General features: G+C 71.6%; 13 protein-coding genes. 6 read left to right on the top strand and 7 right to left on the bottom strand.

Annotated elements, in window-relative coordinates; genetic code table 11:
- Positions 1-39: 39 nt before the first annotated feature.
- On the top strand, positions 40-1,047 hold the full coding sequence (locus F8R89_RS02165; protein WP_192806025.1) for a hypothetical protein: 1,008 nt from the start codon (positions 40-42) through the stop codon (positions 1,045-1,047).
- Between the two features lie 3 nt (positions 1,048-1,050).
- Here F8R89_RS02165 and F8R89_RS02160 read toward each other — a convergent pair whose 3' ends face one another.
- Positions 1,051-2,088 (bottom strand): LacI family DNA-binding transcriptional regulator, encoded by a 1,038-nt coding sequence (locus F8R89_RS02160; RefSeq protein WP_151782333.1) that lies wholly within the window; start codon positions 2,086-2,088, stop codon positions 1,051-1,053.
- Positions 2,089-2,424: 336 nt separating this feature from the next.
- Between F8R89_RS02160 and F8R89_RS02155 the strand changes: the two genes are divergently transcribed.
- The 4 genes from F8R89_RS02155 to F8R89_RS02140 all read left to right on the top strand — a co-directional run bounded on the left by F8R89_RS02155 (position 2,425) and on the right by F8R89_RS02140 (position 7,990).
- The gene (locus F8R89_RS02155) at positions 2,425-3,735 is read left to right on the top strand and encodes an extracellular solute-binding protein (RefSeq protein WP_151782332.1); all 1,311 of its coding nucleotides are present in this window, start codon (positions 2,425-2,427) and stop codon (positions 3,733-3,735) included.
- On the top strand, positions 3,732-4,634 hold the full coding sequence (locus F8R89_RS02150; RefSeq protein WP_151782331.1) for a carbohydrate ABC transporter permease: 903 nt from the start codon (positions 3,732-3,734) through the stop codon (positions 4,632-4,634). The genes F8R89_RS02155 and F8R89_RS02150 overlap by 4 nt, the downstream gene beginning before the upstream one ends.
- A gap of 1 nt (position 4,635) precedes the next feature.
- Positions 4,636-5,532 carry a carbohydrate ABC transporter permease gene (locus tag F8R89_RS02145; protein WP_151782330.1) on the top strand — a complete coding sequence of 299 codons (897 nt, stop codon included), beginning with the start codon at positions 4,636-4,638 and terminating at the stop codon, positions 5,530-5,532.
- A 79-nt stretch (positions 5,533-5,611) separates the two neighbouring features.
- Entirely contained in the window at positions 5,612-7,990 is a 2,379-nt protein-coding gene (locus tag F8R89_RS02140) for a glycoside hydrolase family 3 N-terminal domain-containing protein (protein WP_151782329.1), read from the top strand.
- Between the two features lie 40 nt (positions 7,991-8,030).
- On the opposite strand, the gene F8R89_RS02135 is transcribed toward F8R89_RS02140, so the two are convergent.
- Both F8R89_RS02135 and F8R89_RS02130 read right to left on the bottom strand, forming a co-directional pair.
- On the bottom strand, positions 8,031-9,224 hold the full coding sequence (locus F8R89_RS02135; protein ID WP_151782328.1) for a fumarylacetoacetate hydrolase family protein: 1,194 nt from the start codon (positions 9,222-9,224) through the stop codon (positions 8,031-8,033).
- A gap of 52 nt (positions 9,225-9,276) precedes the next feature.
- Positions 9,277-11,013: an IlvD/Edd family dehydratase gene (locus F8R89_RS02130; protein WP_151782327.1), complete on the bottom strand. Its 1,737-nt coding sequence runs from the start codon at positions 11,011-11,013 to the stop codon at positions 9,277-9,279.
- 106 nt (positions 11,014-11,119) lie between these two features.
- Here F8R89_RS02130 and F8R89_RS02125 point away from each other — a divergent pair, with 106 nt between their 5' ends.
- On the top strand, positions 11,120-11,863 hold the full coding sequence (locus tag F8R89_RS02125) for a FadR/GntR family transcriptional regulator (protein ID WP_151782326.1): 744 nt from the start codon (positions 11,120-11,122) through the stop codon (positions 11,861-11,863).
- Between the two features lie 25 nt (positions 11,864-11,888).
- Here the strand turns inward: F8R89_RS02125 and F8R89_RS02120 are convergent, their stop codons facing one another.
- The 4 genes from F8R89_RS02120 to F8R89_RS02105 are packed head-to-tail and all read right to left on the bottom strand — an operon-like array spanning position 11,889 to position 17,192.
- On the bottom strand, positions 11,889-14,096 hold the full coding sequence (locus tag F8R89_RS02120) for a 2-dehydropantoate 2-reductase (RefSeq protein ID WP_151782325.1): 2,208 nt from the start codon (positions 14,094-14,096) through the stop codon (positions 11,889-11,891).
- Positions 14,093-14,917, bottom strand: a complete 825-nt coding sequence (locus F8R89_RS02115) for an SDR family NAD(P)-dependent oxidoreductase (RefSeq protein WP_151782324.1) — start codon at positions 14,915-14,917, stop codon at positions 14,093-14,095. The genes F8R89_RS02120 and F8R89_RS02115 overlap by 4 nt, the downstream gene beginning before the upstream one ends.
- Complete coding sequence (locus F8R89_RS02110) at positions 14,914-16,245, bottom strand: MFS transporter (RefSeq protein WP_151782323.1); 1,332 nt, start codon at positions 16,243-16,245, stop codon at positions 14,914-14,916. Before F8R89_RS02110 ends, F8R89_RS02115 begins: the two co-directional genes overlap by 4 nt.
- Positions 16,242-17,192, bottom strand: a complete 951-nt coding sequence (locus F8R89_RS02105; RefSeq protein WP_151782322.1) for a polysaccharide deacetylase family protein — start codon at positions 17,190-17,192, stop codon at positions 16,242-16,244. Before F8R89_RS02105 ends, F8R89_RS02110 begins: the two co-directional genes overlap by 4 nt.
- Between the last annotated feature and the right edge of the window lie 32 nt (positions 17,193-17,224).

Raw genomic sequence — 17,224 nt, 5'->3', positions numbered from 1 at the left:
TCGCGGAACACTGGCGGTCCGGCACGGGGAGGCGGCGCGATGAGACATGTTCCCTTCTTCCGGTGGGTGCTGACGGCAGGGGTGGTGCTCTTCGCCTGCGCGGTCGGCCTGTACGCCACGGGATCGGGCATGCCGGACGTCCGGCAGATCGATCTGACGGTGCTCGACGAGAAGCCCGACGGATCCTGCACGGTCCAGTGGAACGACCCCTACCGGCACCGCACGAGACAGGCGTCCCACCGCTGCGATCCCACCCGTTCCGACCTTCTCAAGGCGCCGCGGTTCGACGGCAGCGGTGAGGGCTGGGAATCCGGCTACATGATCACCGGAGGGCCGCGGCGCGGAAGCCTGTGGGAGCTCACCGACGAGGGTTCTTCCTCGCCGGAGATCTTTCTGGCGCTGGGGACCCCGTTGATCGCTGTCGGTCTGGTCGGCGGCAACCTGCGGGCGCTTCCCCGGGTCCTCGGCGTGCAGTCCCGTCTCGTCCGGCGAGCGACCGGCCTGTCCGAGGCCGCGCGCCGGGTCGCCGAGGAGTACGAACGAGCCGTCGCGGCGGTGAGGGACGCGAGCCGCCTCGAAAGCCTGCCCCAGGAGGCCGACGGCGGCCTCGGCTCGCGGCTGGTCACCAGTCTGTGGATCCTGCGGGAGGCCGGCCCCGAAGCGGGTGAGATCGCGGCGGCCGGGCGGGAGCTCGCCGACCGGCTGCACGGGCCGCTCCAGGCCGCCGCCCCGGCCGCCGGACTGCGCACCATGCTCCAGATCGGCCCGGCGGCCCGGTCGCGGGCCACGGCAGCAGTCGCCGAACTGCGCTCCCTGCTGGCCTACGCCGACGAGAACGACCTGCCGGAGCGCTTCACCCAGGCGTCGGTCGATCTCCTCCGGGGACAGGACGTCCCCGACTTCGTCGCCCTCGCGGCGGGCGCGGACTTCGCACGGCATCCGGCCGCGTACCGGTACTTGCTGAGCAAGCTGACCGCTCCTCCCGCCGTGCCGCCGCGCGCGAAGAAGGCACCGCGCCGGATCCGCTGGTGGCGTCGGCGCCGGTGACGCTCACCTGCCGTTCGCCGTCTCCGTCGCTTCCTCACGCGGCGCCGCCGTCGAGGCCCGTACGACGAGTTCGGTGGCGAGTTCGATGTGGTGGGACTCGACCTTCTCACCGTCGGCCAGCCGCAGAGCGGTGCGCAGCGCGGTGGCGCCCATCTCCCGGAGCGGCTGGCGGACCGTGGTCAGGGGCGGTGACGCCATCTGGGCGAGGCTCGTGTCGTCGAAGCCGACCACGCTCAGGTCCTCGGGGACGCGCAGCCCTCGGGTGCGCGCGGTCTCGACGGCGCCGAGGGCGATCTCGTCGTTGCCCGCGAAGACCGCCGTGGGCGGCTCGTCCAGGTCGAGCAGGGCGGCCGCGCCGAGCAGTCCGGTCTCGTACGTGAACTCGCCGGGCCGGATGTAGGCGTCCGGCACCCGCGCGCCCTCGGCCTCCATGGCGGCCCGGTAGCCGTGCATCCGGGCCTGGTTGCAGACGGCCATGGCCGGTCCGCCGAGGTAGGCGATACGGCGGTGCCCCAGCGACAGCAGATGGCGGGTCGCGGCGAGCCCGCCCGCGAAGTTGGTCGCCCCGACGCTGGTGACCCGCGCGTCCGGCAGGTGCAGCGGGTCCAGTACGACCAACGGTAGCCCGGAGCGCGCCAGTTCGTTCAGATGCGCCGTGGTGTACACGCTGGTCACCGCGATGACGGCGCGGCGCCCGGCCGATACCAGGTCCCGGGCCCAGTGAGGGGCGCTGGACGCCTTGCTGACCACCACCGACGCCCCTGACGCGGCGGCCGCGTCGACGATGCCCTCCAGGGCCTCCGCCACATAGGACTTGAGGCCGCCCTGGAACTGCACCTCGATGGTCGGGCTCTCGACGCCCTCGGTGTGGCGGAACACGGGCGCCAGATAGTCGTGTTGATGCAGGAGCTCCTGCACGCGGACCCGGGTGTGCGGCGCCACGTCACCGCGACCGTTGACCACTTTCGACACGGTCGCCACGGAGACCCCAGCCGCCTGGGCGATGTCCGCCAAAGTGGTGCGCCTGGCGTTCGGTCGCATCGGTTCCTCTCAGCTCCAGGTCCACCGGTGCCCGTGACCCGCCGGTCGGGCCGGCCACGTGGGCGGAACCTGTCAACCGTACCTGAGCCGCCGCGTCTCCCTCCTCCCAGGTCAGCCAGTTTCGAAACACTTTCGGAATCCGTGGACGGCTCCCGAGAACCACGGAAGGCCAGTATCTGCAAGGGTTTCGACCGCGTCACCGCGTCGCTGCACATGTATTGACAGGGCCTCAGCCCGAAACCTAGCTTGCTCGCACAGAACGTGCAGAGCGAACTTTCGAAAACCTTTCACCAGGACTCACGGGATGCCGACGGCTCTCGAGTGCGGAGAAGAATCATGGCGCTCTCTCGACGTACCCTCCTCGGCCTGGCGGCCGCCGTGCCGGTCTCCGCAGCGCTCACGGCCTGCGGCGGATCGTCCGGACCCGGCAAGAGCAACGGTGCCTCGTACTGGTACCTCAACGGACAACCGCAGGAAGGCGTGAGGTCCGGCGCCGTGAAGGCGTTCAACAAGGCTCACCCGGACACCCAGATCAAGGACACGACCTTCCAGAACGACGCCTACAAGACGAAGATCAAGACCGCGATCGGAGCCGGTGAGGCCCCGACGATCATCTGGGGCTGGGGCGGCGGGACGCTGCGCGCCTACGCGGACGCCGGCCAGGTCGAGGACCTCACCTCGTGGTTCGGCGAGCACGACGACCTCAAGAAGAGCCTGTTCCCGTCCTCGTTCGGCGCGGCGACCGTCGACGGCAAGATCTACGCGATGCCGTGCGAGACGGTGCAGCCGATCATCCTCTACTACAACAGGAAGGTGTTCGACCAGGTCGGTGCGAAGCCGCCGGAGTCCTGGGACGACATCATGGCGCTCGTGCCCAAGTTCAAGAAGAAGGGCATAGCGCCGTTCTCGCTCGGCGGGCAGTCCCGGTGGACGAACATGATGTGGCTGGAGTTCCTCTTCGACCGCATCGGAGGCTCCGAGGTCTTCCAGGCCGCCATCGAGGGCGAGAAGAACGCCTGGTCCCACCCGGACGCCATCAAGGCGCTCACCAAACTCCAGGAACTGGTCCACGCGGGCGGGTTCGTCAAGGGCTTCTCCTCCATCACCGCCGACTCCAACGCCGACCAGGCGCTGCTGTACACCGGCCGGGCCGCCATGATGCTGCACGGCGCATGGTCGTACGGCATCCAGAAGGCCGACGGCGGGGACTTCGTCTCCAGCGGCTCGCTGGGCTTCATGAACTTCCCGCCCGTCGAAGGCGGCAAGGGCGATCTCAGCAACACCGTCGGCAACCCCGCCCAGTACCTCTCCATCTCCTCCAAGGCCAGCGCCGAGGAGAAGAAGGTGGCGAAGGAGTACTTCGCGAAGGGCGTCCTCCAGGAGGAGGAGGTCAAGCAGTGGATCGGCAACGGGTCCGTGCCGATCAAACTGGGCACGGAGAAGCTGCTGGCCGCCTCCGACAACGCCGAGTTCCTCCAGTTCACGTACGACATCGCCAGCAAGGCCAAGGTGTTCGTGCAGTCCTGGGACCAGGCCCTCAGTCCGACGGCCGCCGAGACCCTGCTGGACAACATCGTCAAACTGTTCCAACTGTCCATCTCACCGAAGCAGTTCGCCACCAACCTCAACGAGGTCACCAACGCATGAGTGCGGTCACCGGACCCGCGCAGCGCCGCCGGCCACGCAGTGCCCTGCCGTGGCTGGCGGCGCCGGCGCTGGTGCTCTTCGTCGGCTTCGCCGTGGTCCCGCTCATCGGCGTCTTCGCGCTGAGCTTCACCACCTGGGACGGCATCGGCGCCATCCACGCCACGGGGCTGACGAGCTGGCGCAAGGTGCTGACCGACCCCGGGCTGCCGCACGCCCTGTGGGTGACCTTCCTGGTGATGGCCGTGTCCTGGGCCGTACAGACGCCCCTGAGCATCCTGCTCGGCACGTTCCTCGCGGGCCGCCAGCGCTACCGCGCCGTGCTGGGCGTCGTCTACTTCATCCCGTTGATGCTCAGCTCCGCCGCCATCGCGCTCGCCTACAAGGCCCTGCTGGATCCCAACTTCGGGCTCGGCGCCGGACTGGACATCCAGGCCCTCAGCAAGGATTGGCTGGGACGCCCGGGGCTGGCGTTCGGAGTCGTCATCTTCGTCGTCTCCTGGCAGTTCATCCCGTTCCACTCCCTGATCTACCAGGGCGGCGTCCAGCAGATCCCCCAGTCCCTCTACGAGGCGGCCCAGTTGGACGGAGCCGGACGCGTCCGGCAGTTCTTCAGCATCACGCTGCCCCAACTGAAGTACACCATCATCACCTCGTCCACGCTGATGGTCGTCGGGTCGCTGACCTTCTTCGACCTCATCTTCATCCTGACCGAGGGCGGCCCCGGTGACGCCACCCGCGTCCTCGCCCTGGACATGTACAAGCGGGGCTTCCAGGCCAGCCTGATGGGACCGGCCAGCGTCATCGCGGTCATCCTCGTCCTCGTCGGTCTCGGGCTCGCCCTGCTGCTGCGCCGCCTCGGCGGCCGGGACGCCGGCGCGAGCCAGCTCGAGGGGGCCTGACGTGACCACCACCCTGACCAAGACACGACGACCGCGGAACGTCACCCACGACGAGGGCCCGCGCCGCTCCCGCCCGGCCACCCGCCGGCGCAACTGGCTCGGCGGCCTGGCCGGATGGCTCTGGCTCGCCGTCGTCGCCGTACCCCTGTACTGGACCCTGATCACCAGCTTCAAGGCCCGCAGCCGCTACTACGCCAGCAATCCGCTGGTGCCGTCCACCGACCCCACCCTGGAGAACTACCGGCTCGTCATCGAGTCCGACTTCCTCCAGTACTTCCTGAACAGCGTCGTCGTCACCGTCGGCGCCGTCGTGCCGGCCGTCGCGGTCTCCTTCATGGCGGCCTACGCCATCGTCCGCGGCTGGCGCATGCGGGTTCTGCGCGCCATGAACGGCCTGTTCCTCATGGGCCTCGCCATCCCGCTCCAGGCGACGATCATCCCCGTCTACCTCATCATCATCAAACTGCACCTCTACGACAGCCTGCCCGCCCTGATCCTCCCGTCGATCGCGTTCGCCATCCCGCTGTCCGTGCTGGTGCTCGCCAACTTCATCCGGGACGTGCCCAAAGAACTGTTCGACTCGATGCGCGTCGACGGCGCCAACGAGTGGACGACGCTGTGGCGGCTGGCGGCGCCGCTCACCCGTCCGGCCATCCTCACCGTCTCCATCTTCAACGCCCTGACCATCTGGAACGGCTTCCTGCTGCCCCTGGTCCTCACCCAGAGCCCGGACCGCCGCACGCTGCCGCTGGCCCTGTGGACCTTCCAGGGCCAGTACGGCGTCAACGTGCCCGCCGTGCTCGCCGCCGTCGTCCTGACCACCCTGCCCGTCCTGGTCCTGTACGCCTTCGGCCGCCGCCAGTTGCTGAGCGGGCTGACCGCGGGGTTCAGCCGTTGACCGGCGCGGACACCGATCCACTCGTCTACCGGTTCGCCCGCGGTGCCCCGCTCGGGGCGCCGACGGGCGTGGGAGGAAAGTGAACGCCGACGTGGCCGTAGAGAACACCACCGCGACAGCCCCCTGGAACGACCCCACCGCCACCGTCGCCGCGCGCGTCGACGCGCTGGTCGATGCGATGACCCTCGAGGAGAAGACCGCCCAGCTGTACGGAGTGTGGGTGGGTGCCTCCGACGAGGGCGGCGAAGTCGCCCCCCACCAGCACGAGATGGAGGAGCCCGTCGACCTCGACGCCCTCCTGCCCACCGGACTCGGCCAGCTCACCCGCCCCTTCGGCACGGTCCCCGTCGACCCGGCCCTCGGCGCGCTCTCCCTGGCCCGCACCCAGGCCAGGATCGCCGCGTCCAACCGCTTCGGCATCCCCGCCCTCGCCCACGACGAATGCCTGGCCGGCTTCGCCGCCTGGGGAGCGACGGCCTACCCCGTCCCCCTGTCCTGGGGTGCCTCCTTCGACCCCGACACCGTCCGGCGCGTCGCCGCCGCGATCGGCCGCGACATGCGGTCCGTCGGCGTCCACCAGGGCCTCGCACCCGTCCTCGACGTGGTGCGCGACGCACGCTGGGGCCGCGTCGAGGAGACCATCGGCGAGGACCCGTACCTCGTCGGCACCATCGGCACGGCCTACGTGCAGGGCCTGGAGTCCGCCGGGATCGTCGCCACCCTCAAGCACTTCGCCGGCTACTCGGCCTCCCGCGCCGGCCGCAACCTCGCCCCCAGCTCGGTAGGCCCGCGGGAACGCGCCGACGTACTGCTGCCGCCGTTCGAGATGGCGATCCGCGAGAGCGGCGTCCGCTCCGTCATGAACGCCTACACCGACACCGACGGCATGCCCTCGGCCGCCGACGAAGCCCTGCTCACCGGCCTCCTGCGCGACACATGGGGCTTCGACGGCACCGTCGTCGCCGACTACTTCGCCATCGCCTTCCTCAAGACGCTGCACGGCGTGGCGTCCGACTGGGCGAGCGCCGCCGGAACCGCCCTGCGCGCGGGCATCGACGTCGAACTGCCCAACGTCAAGACGTACGGCGCACCCCTGACCGAGGCCGTCGCCGACGGCCGCGTCCCGGAGAAGCTCGTCGACCGCGCCGTACGCCGCGTCCTCACCCAGAAGGTGGAACTCGGCCTCCTCGACCAGGACTGGAACCCCGTTCCCGCGGCCCTCGACGGCACGGACCCGGACGACCCGGAGGCCCTGCGCGGCCGGATCGACCTGGACAGCCCCGACAACCGCGCCCTGGCCCGCACCCTCGCCGAGGAAGCGGTCGTGCTGCTCAGCAACGACGGCACCCTCCCGCTGGAACGCCCGCGCCGCATCGCCCTGATCGGCCCCAACGCCGACGAACCCGTCGCCGTCCTGGGCTGCTACTCCTTCCCCCAGCACATCGGCGTCCGCCACCCCGACACGCCCCTCGGCATCGACCTGCCCACCCTGCGCGCGACCCTCGCCGCCGAGTTCCCCGAGGCCGAGATCACGTACGTCCGGGGCACCGGCGTCGACGACGGGGACCTCACCGGCCTCGACGAGGCGACGCGGGTGGCCCGTGAGGCCGACGTGACCGTGGTGGTGCTCGGCGACCGGGCCGGACTCTTCGGCCGGGGCACCAGCGGCGAGGGCTGCGACGCCGAGTCACTGGCGCTGCCAGGCGCGCAACAGCACCTGCTCGACGCGCTGCTCGACCTCGACACCCCCGTCGTCACCGTCCTGCTGGCCGGACGGCCGTACGCCCTCGGCCGCGCGGTGGAGGAGTCCGCGGCGATCGTGCAGTCCTTCTTCCCCGGCGAGGAGGGCACGCACGCGATCGCCGGGGTGATCGCCGGCCGGGTCAACCCCTCCGGACGGCTCCCGGTCGGCGTGCCGCGCGGGCCGGGCGCCCAGCCCGGCACCTACCTCGGCGCGCGACTCGCGCAGGCCAGCGCGGTGTCCAACATCGACCCGACCCCGGCGTTCGCCTTCGGCCACGGCCTGTCGTACACGCGGTTCGACTGGACGGACCTGAGTGTGGAGGCCGAAGAGACCTCCACGGACGGGGAGTTCGCGCTCTCCTTCACCGTCCGCAACACGGGGGAGAGGCCCGGCACCGAGGTGGTCCAGCTCTACCTGCACGACCCGGTCGCGTCCGTCGTCCAGCCGGTGCAGCGCCTCATCGGCTACACCCGGGTCACGCTGGAGCCGGGGGAAGCCCGGCGGCTGAGCGTCACGGTCCCGGCCGACCTGGCCTCCTTCACCGGACGCGACGGCCGGCGCATCGTCGAACCGGGCGAACTGGAACTGCGGCTGGCCGCCTCCAGCACGGACCCGCGGCTGACGGCCCGGGTCGCGCTGACCGGAGCCGAACGCCCGCTGGACCACACGCGACGGCTGCACGCCACGATCGTCCAGGAGCCGCCGACCACCTGAACCGGGGGTGCGCGGCGCCGGTCAGGGGCGCCGCGCACCTCTACAGCAGCCCGCGCCGGGCGAGTCCGCGCATGAGCGTCCCGATCCCCTCCGTCCACGGCGCGGCGTCCTCGCTGGAGACGACCGTGTTGACCAGCGCGCCGAGCCTCGGGCTGGAGATGGTGACGACGTCGCCGTACATATGGGTGAACCCGGCGCCGGGTGCGTGCCGGTCCTCGGTCGGCGCGAACAGCGTGCCCGTGAACAGCGCGAAACCGTCCGGGTATTGATGGTGCGGCCCGTGCGTCGCGCCCACCAGATCGAGGATGTCGCGACTGATCTCGCGGAGGGTGCTGCTGCCCCGCAGGACATAATCCTCCGGGCCGTCGACCCGCAGATCGATGTCCAGGCCGCGTACGTCGTCCAGTCCGAAGCCGTCGTCGAGGAGACGGACGAACGGACCGACGGCGCAGGAGGCGTTGTTGTCCTTGGCGCGGGACAGCAGCAGGGCACTGCGCCCCTCGATGTCCCGGAGATTGACGTCGTTGCCGAGCGTCGCGCCCCGCACCCGCCCGCGCGAGTCCACGACGAGGACGGCCTCCGGCTCGGGGTTGTTCCACACGGAGGCGGCGAGTACGCCGATGTCGGCGCCGGTGCCGACGGCGGACAGCACGGGGGCCTTGGTGAACACCTCCGGGTCGGGCCCGATCCCGACCTCCAGATACTGCGACCACAGCCCTTCGGCGACGAGCGCCTCCTTGGCCTTGACCGCCTCGGGCGAGCCGGGCCGGATGCCGTCGAGCCGGCCGCCGACCGCGTGCACGACCCGGGCCCGCACCCGCGCGGCCTGCGCCGGATCGCCGCCCGTGCGTTCCTCGATGACGCGCTCCAGCAGGCTGCGGGCGAAGGTGACACCCGCCGCCTTGATCACCTGGAGGTCGATGGGCGCGAGCAGATGCGGCACGTCGGGGCGGCCGGGCGGTGCCTGCAGCAGTTCGTCCAGACGCCAGACGCGTCCGCCGTCGGCCCCGCGGACGAGGTCCGCCGCGTCGTCGCGTTCCAGGAGGTCGGAGACGGTGGGGGAGAGGGCCGTGACGTCGACGACCCGTTCGCCCCGCACGGCGGCCACGCACGGCCCGCCCGCCTCCGGATCGTGGACGCGGGCGACGAGGACGGCCCGGTCGGAGTCGTCCGGCAGGACGGAGCCGGGGTCGAGGCCGAGAACCGGACGGGGGCGCGCTGCTGCCGATTCCACGAGGGATGCTCTCCTGACTGGGGACGGTAAGGGCGCTCGGGGGGTGGGGGACTCAGTGGGAATCGCGGGGGACCACGTGCCCCCGGCTGCCGCGCAGGAACGTGAAGTCGGCGCCGCGGTCGGCCTGTTCGACGTGCTCGGTGTAGAGCCAGGTGTAGCCGCTGGTGTACTGCTCGGCGGGCGGCGTCCACTCCTGCCGGCGCCGGGCGAGTTCGGCGTCGTCGACGTCCAGGCGCAGGGTGCGCCGAGGGACGTCGAGGACGATGGGGTCCCCGTCCCGGACCAGGGCGAGCGGCCCGCCGACGGCGGCCTCGGGGGCCACGTGCAGCACCACGGTCCCGTACCCGGTCCCGCTCATCCGCCCGTCGCAGATGCGCACCATGTCCGTCACACCGGCCTTCAGCAGCTTGGCGGGCAGCGGCACGTTGGAGACCTCCGGCATGCCGGGGTAGCCCTTGGGACCGGCGTTGCGGATGACGATGACAGTGTTCTCGTCGATGTCGAGGTCCGGGTCGTCGGCGACCTCGTGATACGCCTCCGGGGAGTCGAAGACACGGGCGGGACCGCGGTGGGTGAGCAGGTGTGGTGAGGCGGCGGACTGCTTGATGACGGCGCCGTCGGGGCAGAGGTTGCCGCTCAGGACGGCGATGCCGGTTCCGGCGGGCTGGAAGGGGGCGTCGAGCGGGGTGATGACGTCGGTGTCGTAGCGCTCGGCGCTCTCGACGTTCTCGGCGACGGTACGTCCCGTCACGGTGACCGGGCCGCCGTGCAGCAGTCCACCGTCGAGCAGCTCGGCCATGACGGCGGGCAGCCCACCCGCGTAACAGAAGTCCTCCATCAGGTACTTGCCGCTGGGCATCAGGTTGACCAGTGTCGGGACCGCACGGACCAGCTCGTCGAAGTCCCGCAGCCCCAGCTCGACACCGACCCGTCCCGCGAGGGCGGTCAGATGGATGACGGCGTTCGTGGAACCCCCGATGGCCGCGTTGACACGGACGGCGTTCTCGAACGCCTCCCGGGTCAGGATCCGCGAGGGCCGCAGCTCCTCCTCCACCATCGCCACGATGCGCTGCCCCGCCGCCTGGGCGGTCTCCATCCGCCGTGAGTCGACGGCGGGCCAGGCCGCCGAACCCGGCAGCTGCATGCCGAGCGCTTCCGCCATGCAGGCCATGGTCGAGGCGGTGCCCATGGTCATGCAGTGGCCGTTGGAACGGGCCATGCACCCTTCGGCGAAGAAGCACTCCTCCTCCGTCATCCGGCCCGTCTTCAGATCCTCCTCGAACTTCCAGACATGAGTGCCCGAACCCACGTCCTCCCCGCGGAACTTGCCGTTCAGCATCGGCCCGCCGGTGACCATGACGGCGGGCAGATCGACACTGGCCGCGCCCATGAGCATGGCGGGCGTCGTCTTGTCGCAGCCGGACAGCAGGACGACGCCGTCGAGCGGATTGGCCCGGATCAGCTCCTCGACCTCCATGGCCATGAGGTTGCGGTACAGCATGGCGGTCGGGCGCATGAGCGTCTCGCCGGTGGCCATGGTGGGGAACTGCAACGGCAGGCCGCCCGCCTGCCACACCCCGCGCTTGACGGCCTCGGCGACCCGCGTCAAGTGCGCGTTGCACGGCGCGAGTTCGGAGGCGCTGGTCGCGATGCCGATGACGGGACGCCCGTCGAACACCTCGTGCCCGAACCCCTGGTTGCGCATCCAGGACCGGTACAGCATCCCGCTGCGCCCCTGTGCGCCGAACCACGCCTGGCTGCGGCGGTCCGCCCTCTGTCGGTCGGTCATGTGCACACTCCCGTGGCTCAGACGTCGTCCCACTCGGCGGGGCGGCACTGGCGGCCGACGGCCCCAGCGCTTACCCTTCTACCCCAATCATTAAATGATTCGATGAATGACGTCCAGGGGGCGAACACAGACCATGGGCCACTTCCCGACCACGCACCAGCGCGTGGTCGACACGCTCGGGCAGCGCATCGTGGACGGTGAGTGGGAGCCCGGATCCGCGCTGCCGGTCGAGGACACCCTCGCACTCGAGATCGGCGTCAGCCGCGGAGCCCTGCGCGAGGCGGTCAAGTCCCTGGTGGCCAAGGGGATGCTGCACGTACGCCCCCGCACCGGCACGCGCGTGCGGCCCCCGGAGCACTGGAACCACCTGGACCCCGACGTCCTGCGCTGGAAGCAGACCGGGGACGCGGCGGCCCTGCTCCGCGACACGAGCGAACTGCGCCGCATCGTCGAGCCCGCCGCGGCCCGCCTCGCCGCCGAACGGGCCGACCCCGACCACGTACGGGCCCTCCACGACGCCCTGACCGCCATGGAGACCGCGTCGGCGTCCCCCGGCCGTTCCGGCTACGTCGAGGCCGACATCGCCTTCCACCGAGCCCTCCTCGACGCCGGCGGCAACCGCCTCCTCGGCTCCCTGGGCCGAGCCGTCGAGATCGCGCTGGAACACAGCTTCGTCATCAGCACCCAGACGCCGGGCGCGGTGGAGGCGTCACTGCCGGGCCACCGTGCCATCGTGCAAGCCATCGAGGCCCGGGACGCGGTGGCCGCCGCGACTGCCGTACTGACGCTGATCGAGGCCGCGGAACAGGAGATCGCCCGGTCGCCGGGGATGCCGGGCGACGCTGTCTGAGGCCGGCGATGCCCGGTTCTCCCTTTCAGTTCCCGGCGAGGGTGGTGAGGACGGTGGCCGTCAGCGCGGACCGCGTGACCATGCTGGAGACACTGGTGCTCTCCGAGCGGGCGTGGGCTCCCTGCCCGACCGCGCCGATGCCGTCCAGGACCGGCACACCGGCCGCCGCGAGGAAGTTGCCGTCGCTGGCCCCGCCGACCGCCGCCTCCGCGAGGTCCTCTCCGAGACGTCGGGCGCAGGCTTTGGCCAAGTCGGCCAGTTCGGCGACCACTTCGGTGCGTTCGAAGACGGGACGGTTCCAGTCGCCGGTCACTTCCAGCCGGGTGCGGGGGTCGAGGGGGCGTAGCGCGGCCAGACCCTCCGTGATGCGCTGCTGCTCGGACGTGGTCGCCGCCCGCACGTCCAGGTGGGCGGCCGCGCGTCCCGCCGTGACGTTGCTGCGCGTGCCTCCTTCGATCACTCCGACGTTGAGGGACGTTCCGGCCGCGAGATCGCGCAGCTCGGTCAAGCGCCCCATCTGGTGGGCCAGTTCGTCGATGGCGCTGGCGCCGGCCGTCGGGTCGAGACCCGCGTGGGCCTCGATGCCGGTGACCGTCAGCGTGAACAGCCCCACGCCCTTTCGGGCCGTCTTGACGGCGCCGTCGGCCGCGCCCTCGAAGACCATGGCGAGCCGGCAGTCGCGGCCCGCCTCGACGACGGCGTCCTTGGAGGCGAGGCTTCCCGTCTCCTCGTCGCCGTTGAGCACGAGGGTGACGGCCGGCCGGGGCAGCCCGAGCGCGTCGAGCGCGCGCAGGGCCCACACCGCCTGGACGAGACCGGCCTTCATGTCGAAGACGCCGGGCCCGCTGATGGTGTCGCCGTCGCGCCGGAAAGGCCAGGTGTCCAGGGTGCCGGTCGGCCAGACGGTGTCGTAGTGGCCCAGCAGCATGACCGGTCGTCCGTCAGGCGTTGTGGCGTCGTGTGCGGGATACCGGCGGACGAGGATGTCCCCGGCGTCCGCGCGAGGAAGGACCTCCTCGCTCTCGGGGGTACCGAGCCTTCGGTCGAGCCAGGTGCGCAGCCAGGCGAGGCACGCGTCCAGAGCGTCGAGGTCGTCGCTGGCACTGCCCTGCGCGGTGTAGGCGGCCAGGTCGGCGACCAGATCCTCACGGTGGTCCGCCAGCCAGCGCTGGACCAGGGTGGCCGGGTCCTCCGCCGCCGGTTGCCCGGCGAGCCGGTCCAGTACGGCGAGCCGTTCCTCGGACATGAGCCGGGGCGCGCCCTCCAGCTCGCGGAGTCCGTCCATGACCGTGCGCAACAGGATGGCGGGCAGGCCGAGCCGGTCCGCGTACGCGATGACGTCGGCGTAGTGCGTGGTGACCTCGACGGGGCGGTGCCGCACCGCCAGATCGCGCCAGATGCCGCTGCGGTCCTTGGACTGGGTGCGCAGCCAGGCGGTGAGACGGTCGAAGGCCGCGTCGCGTGCCGTGGCGTCCGCGTCCTGCCGGAAGGGCGCGGGATCGAAGGCGTCGAACGCCTGGAGGGTGATGCCGCGCTGGTCGGCCACGGCGAAGATCTCCGCGGCGAGCCCGGCCATGGCCGGGCGGTGCCGGTCGATCAGGTCGGCCATCGGGGCGTCGGCGAGGGCCGTGGCGGCCAGCATGGCGCCGAACCCCGCCTTGGCCCACAGGTAGCCCTCGACGTTGTCGCTGGCCCGGGCGGGTCCCCAGCTCTGCAGGTCGGCCACCAGGGAGCGGACCCGTTCGCTGACGGGCGCCCCCTTGGGCTCGCCGATCACCAGGGCACCCGCGCCGCCGTCCTGGATCACGCAGGGCTCGACGACGTCCGCGAAGATGTTGACGAACGCGGCGACGGTCCGGTCGGCGCCCACGTACTCCGCGATCAGGTCCTCGTTGAAGCCGTTCTGCACGGACACCACGTGCCCGCCGGGGCCCAGGCGGGGCGCGATCCACTCGACCGCGCTCCGGGTGGCCTGCGCCTTCACCGCGAGCAGGACCCGTTCGAGGGGGCCGTCGAAGGTGTCCGGGGTGGCGGCGGTCACCGGGACGCCGGTCCGCTCGTCGCCCCGGGCGAGGACGAGGCCGTGTGCGCGGATGGCGTCGACGTGCTCCTGGTCGGTGTCGACGACGGTGACGGGGTGGCCGGCCCGCGCGAGGGCGAAGGCGAGGGTCCCGCCGATCGCGCCCGAGCCGACGACGGTGTAGGCGGTGCGCTGGGGGGCGGTGTCGTTCATCGGGAGTGTTCCTCGGTAGTGGTGTCGGCCGGTACGGGTGCCGTCGTGCGGGTGGCGCGGGTGTCGTCCGCCTGCCAGATCCGGGGCAGATGCAGGGCCCCGGTGCTCGACCCGCCGTCGACGCGCAGGACCTCCCCGGTGATCCAGGAGGCGTCGGGCCCGGCCAGCCAGCAGACGGCGCGGGCGATGTCCCGGGGCGTTCCGGGCCGGCCCAGCGGATTGACGTCGATGGTGCGGGCGTACTCCGCGGAGACGGGGTTGCAGTCGCTGTCGACCAGGACGAAGCCCGGACTGACCGCGTTGACGCGGATGCCGAGGCCGCCCAGTTCGAGGGCGGCGGCCCGGGTGGCCATCTCCAGGGCGGCCTTCGAACTGGCGTAGGGACCGCCCCCGGGGCGGGAGCGCAGCGCCGACCCCGAGGAGATGTTGACGACCGAGGCGGGCCGGCCCTCCGCCGCGGCGAGGCGGGCGAGGGCCGCGGTCGTCAGGACGGGGGCACGCAGATTGACGGCGAACAGCCGGTCCCACGCCGTCGCGTCGACGGCGGCCATGTCCAGGGAGGGGTAGACGCCCGCCGCGTTGACCAGGACGTCCACCGGGCCGTTCGCCGCCCAGGACTCCTCGACGAGCGCGGTGGCCGCGTCGGGGCCGGTCAGATCGGCGGCGTGGATCGCGGCGCCCGCGCCGATGCGGGAGGCCGTGGCGTGGAGCGCGTCGACGTCCCGGTCGGACAGGGTGAGGAAGGCGCCCTGGGCTGCGAACGCCTCGGCGATCGCGCCGCCGATACCGCCGGACGCCCCGGTGACGAGAACGTGGGTCACGTGAAGTCCTTGTCCTTGGTCTCGGGCATCGTGAGGTAGACGACGAGGGAGATCAGCGAGGCGACGCTGACGTAGATCCACAGCAGGTCGCTGTGGCCGCTCTCGTGCATCCACGTCGTGATGTAGGGCGCGGTGCCGCCGAACACGGCGACGGCCAGCGCGTAGGGCAGCGCGATGCCGGTGGCCCGGACCTCCGCGGGGAACTGCTCGGCCATGATGACGGCGCAGTTGGCCGAGTAGCCGAGGATGAGCAGCATGCCCACGAGCTGGACGGGGAACAGGCTCCAGAAGCCGTCGCCGAGCAGGTGCAGCAGCGGCCAGGCCAGCACGACGAACCCACCCGCGAACGCGGCCATGGTCGGCTTGCGTCCGATCCGGTCCGACAGCGCTCCGGCGAACGGCAGCGCGACCACGAAGACGATCAGGCACAGCGTCTGGGACAGCAGTGCCGTCCTGAGGGGGATGCCGGTCGTCAGATTCGCGTACGTGGGCAGGTAGTTGACCCAGATGTAGTAGGTGAGCGTGCCCGCGATCGTGATGCCGGCGACGCGCAGCGTGGCCGCCGGGTGCTCGACGAACATCGCCTTGACGGGGTTGGTGCGGGTGCGCCCGCTGCCCTGGGTCCGGGTGAAGGACTCCGTGTCCTCGACCGAGACGCGCAGCCACAGGCCGACCAGCCCCAGGAGCCCGCCGAGGACGAACGCGACGCGCCAGCCCCAGGAGTGCAGTGCCCCGTCACTGAGCATGGACGTGGTCAGCGTGCCGAGGAGCGAGGCGATCAGGACACCGCCGGCGACCGACACCTGCTGCCAGGACCCGGCGAACGCCCGGCGGCCGCGCGCCGCGGACTCGACGAGGAAGGCGGAGGACGAACCGAACTCACCGCCCGCGGAGAAGCCTTGCACGAGTCGGGCGACGAGCAGGAGCAGCGGCGACAGGACACCGATCCGCTCGTAGGAGGGCGTGATCGCGATGGCGAACCCGGCCCCCGCCATGAGGGCCACCGTGAGAGTCATGCCCTTCTTACGGCCGTGCCGGTCGGCGTACGCGCCGAGCACCGCCGCGCCGACCGGCCGCATCACGAATCCGACGGCGAAGACGGCCAGCGTCGACAGCAGCGCGACCGCGCCGTTGCCCTTGGGGAAGAACTCGTCCGCGATGATCTTCGCGAAGATCGAGTAGAGCGCCCAGTCCACCCACTCGACGGTGTTGCCGATGGTGCCCGCGACGATGGCCTTGCGCTGCGTCGCGTTCAGTTTCTCCGGCGCGGCGGGCGCGCCGCCCCCGCCGGGGGTCGCGGCGGACAGGTCGGACCTGGTGGTGTTCATGGCGTGCGCTCCGAGGGGACGGGACGGGCACCGGAGGAGTCGTCCAGGACGGTGCGGGCGGCGGCGGCGAGCTGGGCGTGGGTGGCGAACCAGACGTCGTGGTGCGCCGTGATGTGGTCGAGCAGTTCGCGCAGCACGACCAGGCGTGAGCGGTGCCCGATGACGTGCGGGTGAAGGGTGAGCTGGAACACCCCGCCGTCGCGGTAGGCGGCGTCGAACTCGTCGCGCCAGATCTCCCCCACGTCGCGGGGCCTGCTGTGCGGGCGCACGGCGCCGTAACGGTCCATCGTGAAGTAGGGCGCGTCGTCCCTGATCCAGTCGACGGGGATCTCGACCAGCCCGGTGGGACGCCCCTCGGCGACGATCTCGTACGGCTCGTCGTCGGCCATGAGCGAGGAGTCGTAGGCGAAGCCCAGCTCGAGCATGGTGGCCAGCGTGGACGCGGAGAAGTCCCACGAAGGGGTGCGGATGCCGACCGGACGCCGCCCCGTCAACGAGTCCAGGGTGTCCAGGGCGCGCGCGGTCAGGTCACGCTCGTCCGCACGGCCCAGGAGCATGTTCCGCTCATGGATCCAGCCGTGGACGGCCAGCTCGTGCCCGTCCTCCGTGTACGCGCGGGCCTCCTCGGGGTGCAGGAGAGCCGAGACAGCCGGCATGAAGAAGGTGGCGGGAACGCCGTAGCGCGCCAGCAGGCTCAGGATGCGCGGAGCGCCCACGCGGGCGCCGTACTCGCCCTGGGCCAGCCGGCCGGGGCTGGTCTCGCCGTCCCGCAGCGGGATCGTCTCGTGATCGGAGTCGAACGACAGGGCGACGGCGACCCGGGCACCGCCGGGCCAGCGGTCCGGGACCAGCCGACGCCCGGCGCGCACGGCGTCGACGTGGCCGCGCCACGTCTCCTCTGGCCAGCGCCAGCTGTCCGCGGGCAGGCCGGAGTCTTCTGAGGGCATGGGGGAGCTCCTGAGAGTCGTACGAGCGGGAA

The organism is Streptomyces sp. SS1-1 (assembly GCF_008973465.1).
In the GTDB taxonomy this organism is placed as follows: Bacteria; Actinomycetota; Actinomycetes; order Streptomycetales; family Streptomycetaceae; genus Streptomyces.
This window is presented reverse-complemented; position numbering and strand designations above follow the sequence as displayed.

What these genes read in the sequence shown, in the direction of transcription:
- F8R89_RS02165 (WP_192806025.1), top strand. Translation starts at nt 40, where the DNA reads ATGAGACATGTTCCCTTCTTCCGGTGGGTGCTGACGGCAGGGGTGGTG.
- F8R89_RS02160 (WP_151782333.1), bottom strand. Translation starts at nt 2,088, where the DNA reads ATGCGACCGAACGCCAGGCGCACCACTTTGGCGGACATCGCCCAGGCG.
- F8R89_RS02155 (WP_151782332.1), top strand. Translation starts at nt 2,425, where the DNA reads ATGGCGCTCTCTCGACGTACCCTCCTCGGCCTGGCGGCCGCCGTGCCG.
- F8R89_RS02150 (WP_151782331.1), top strand. Translation starts at nt 3,732, where the DNA reads ATGAGTGCGGTCACCGGACCCGCGCAGCGCCGCCGGCCACGCAGTGCC.
- F8R89_RS02130 (WP_151782327.1), bottom strand. Translation starts at nt 11,013, where the DNA reads ATGACCGACCGACAGAGGGCGGACCGCCGCAGCCAGGCGTGGTTCGGC.
- F8R89_RS02125 (WP_151782326.1), top strand. Translation starts at nt 11,120, where the DNA reads ATGACGTCCAGGGGGCGAACACAGACCATGGGCCACTTCCCGACCACG.
- F8R89_RS02120 (WP_151782325.1), bottom strand. Translation starts at nt 14,096, where the DNA reads ATGAACGACACCGCCCCCCAGCGCACCGCCTACACCGTCGTCGGCTCG.
- F8R89_RS02110 (WP_151782323.1), bottom strand. Translation starts at nt 16,245, where the DNA reads ATGAACACCACCAGGTCCGACCTGTCCGCCGCGACCCCCGGCGGGGGC.
- F8R89_RS02105 (WP_151782322.1), bottom strand. Translation starts at nt 17,192, where the DNA reads ATGCCCTCAGAAGACTCCGGCCTGCCCGCGGACAGCTGGCGCTGGCCA.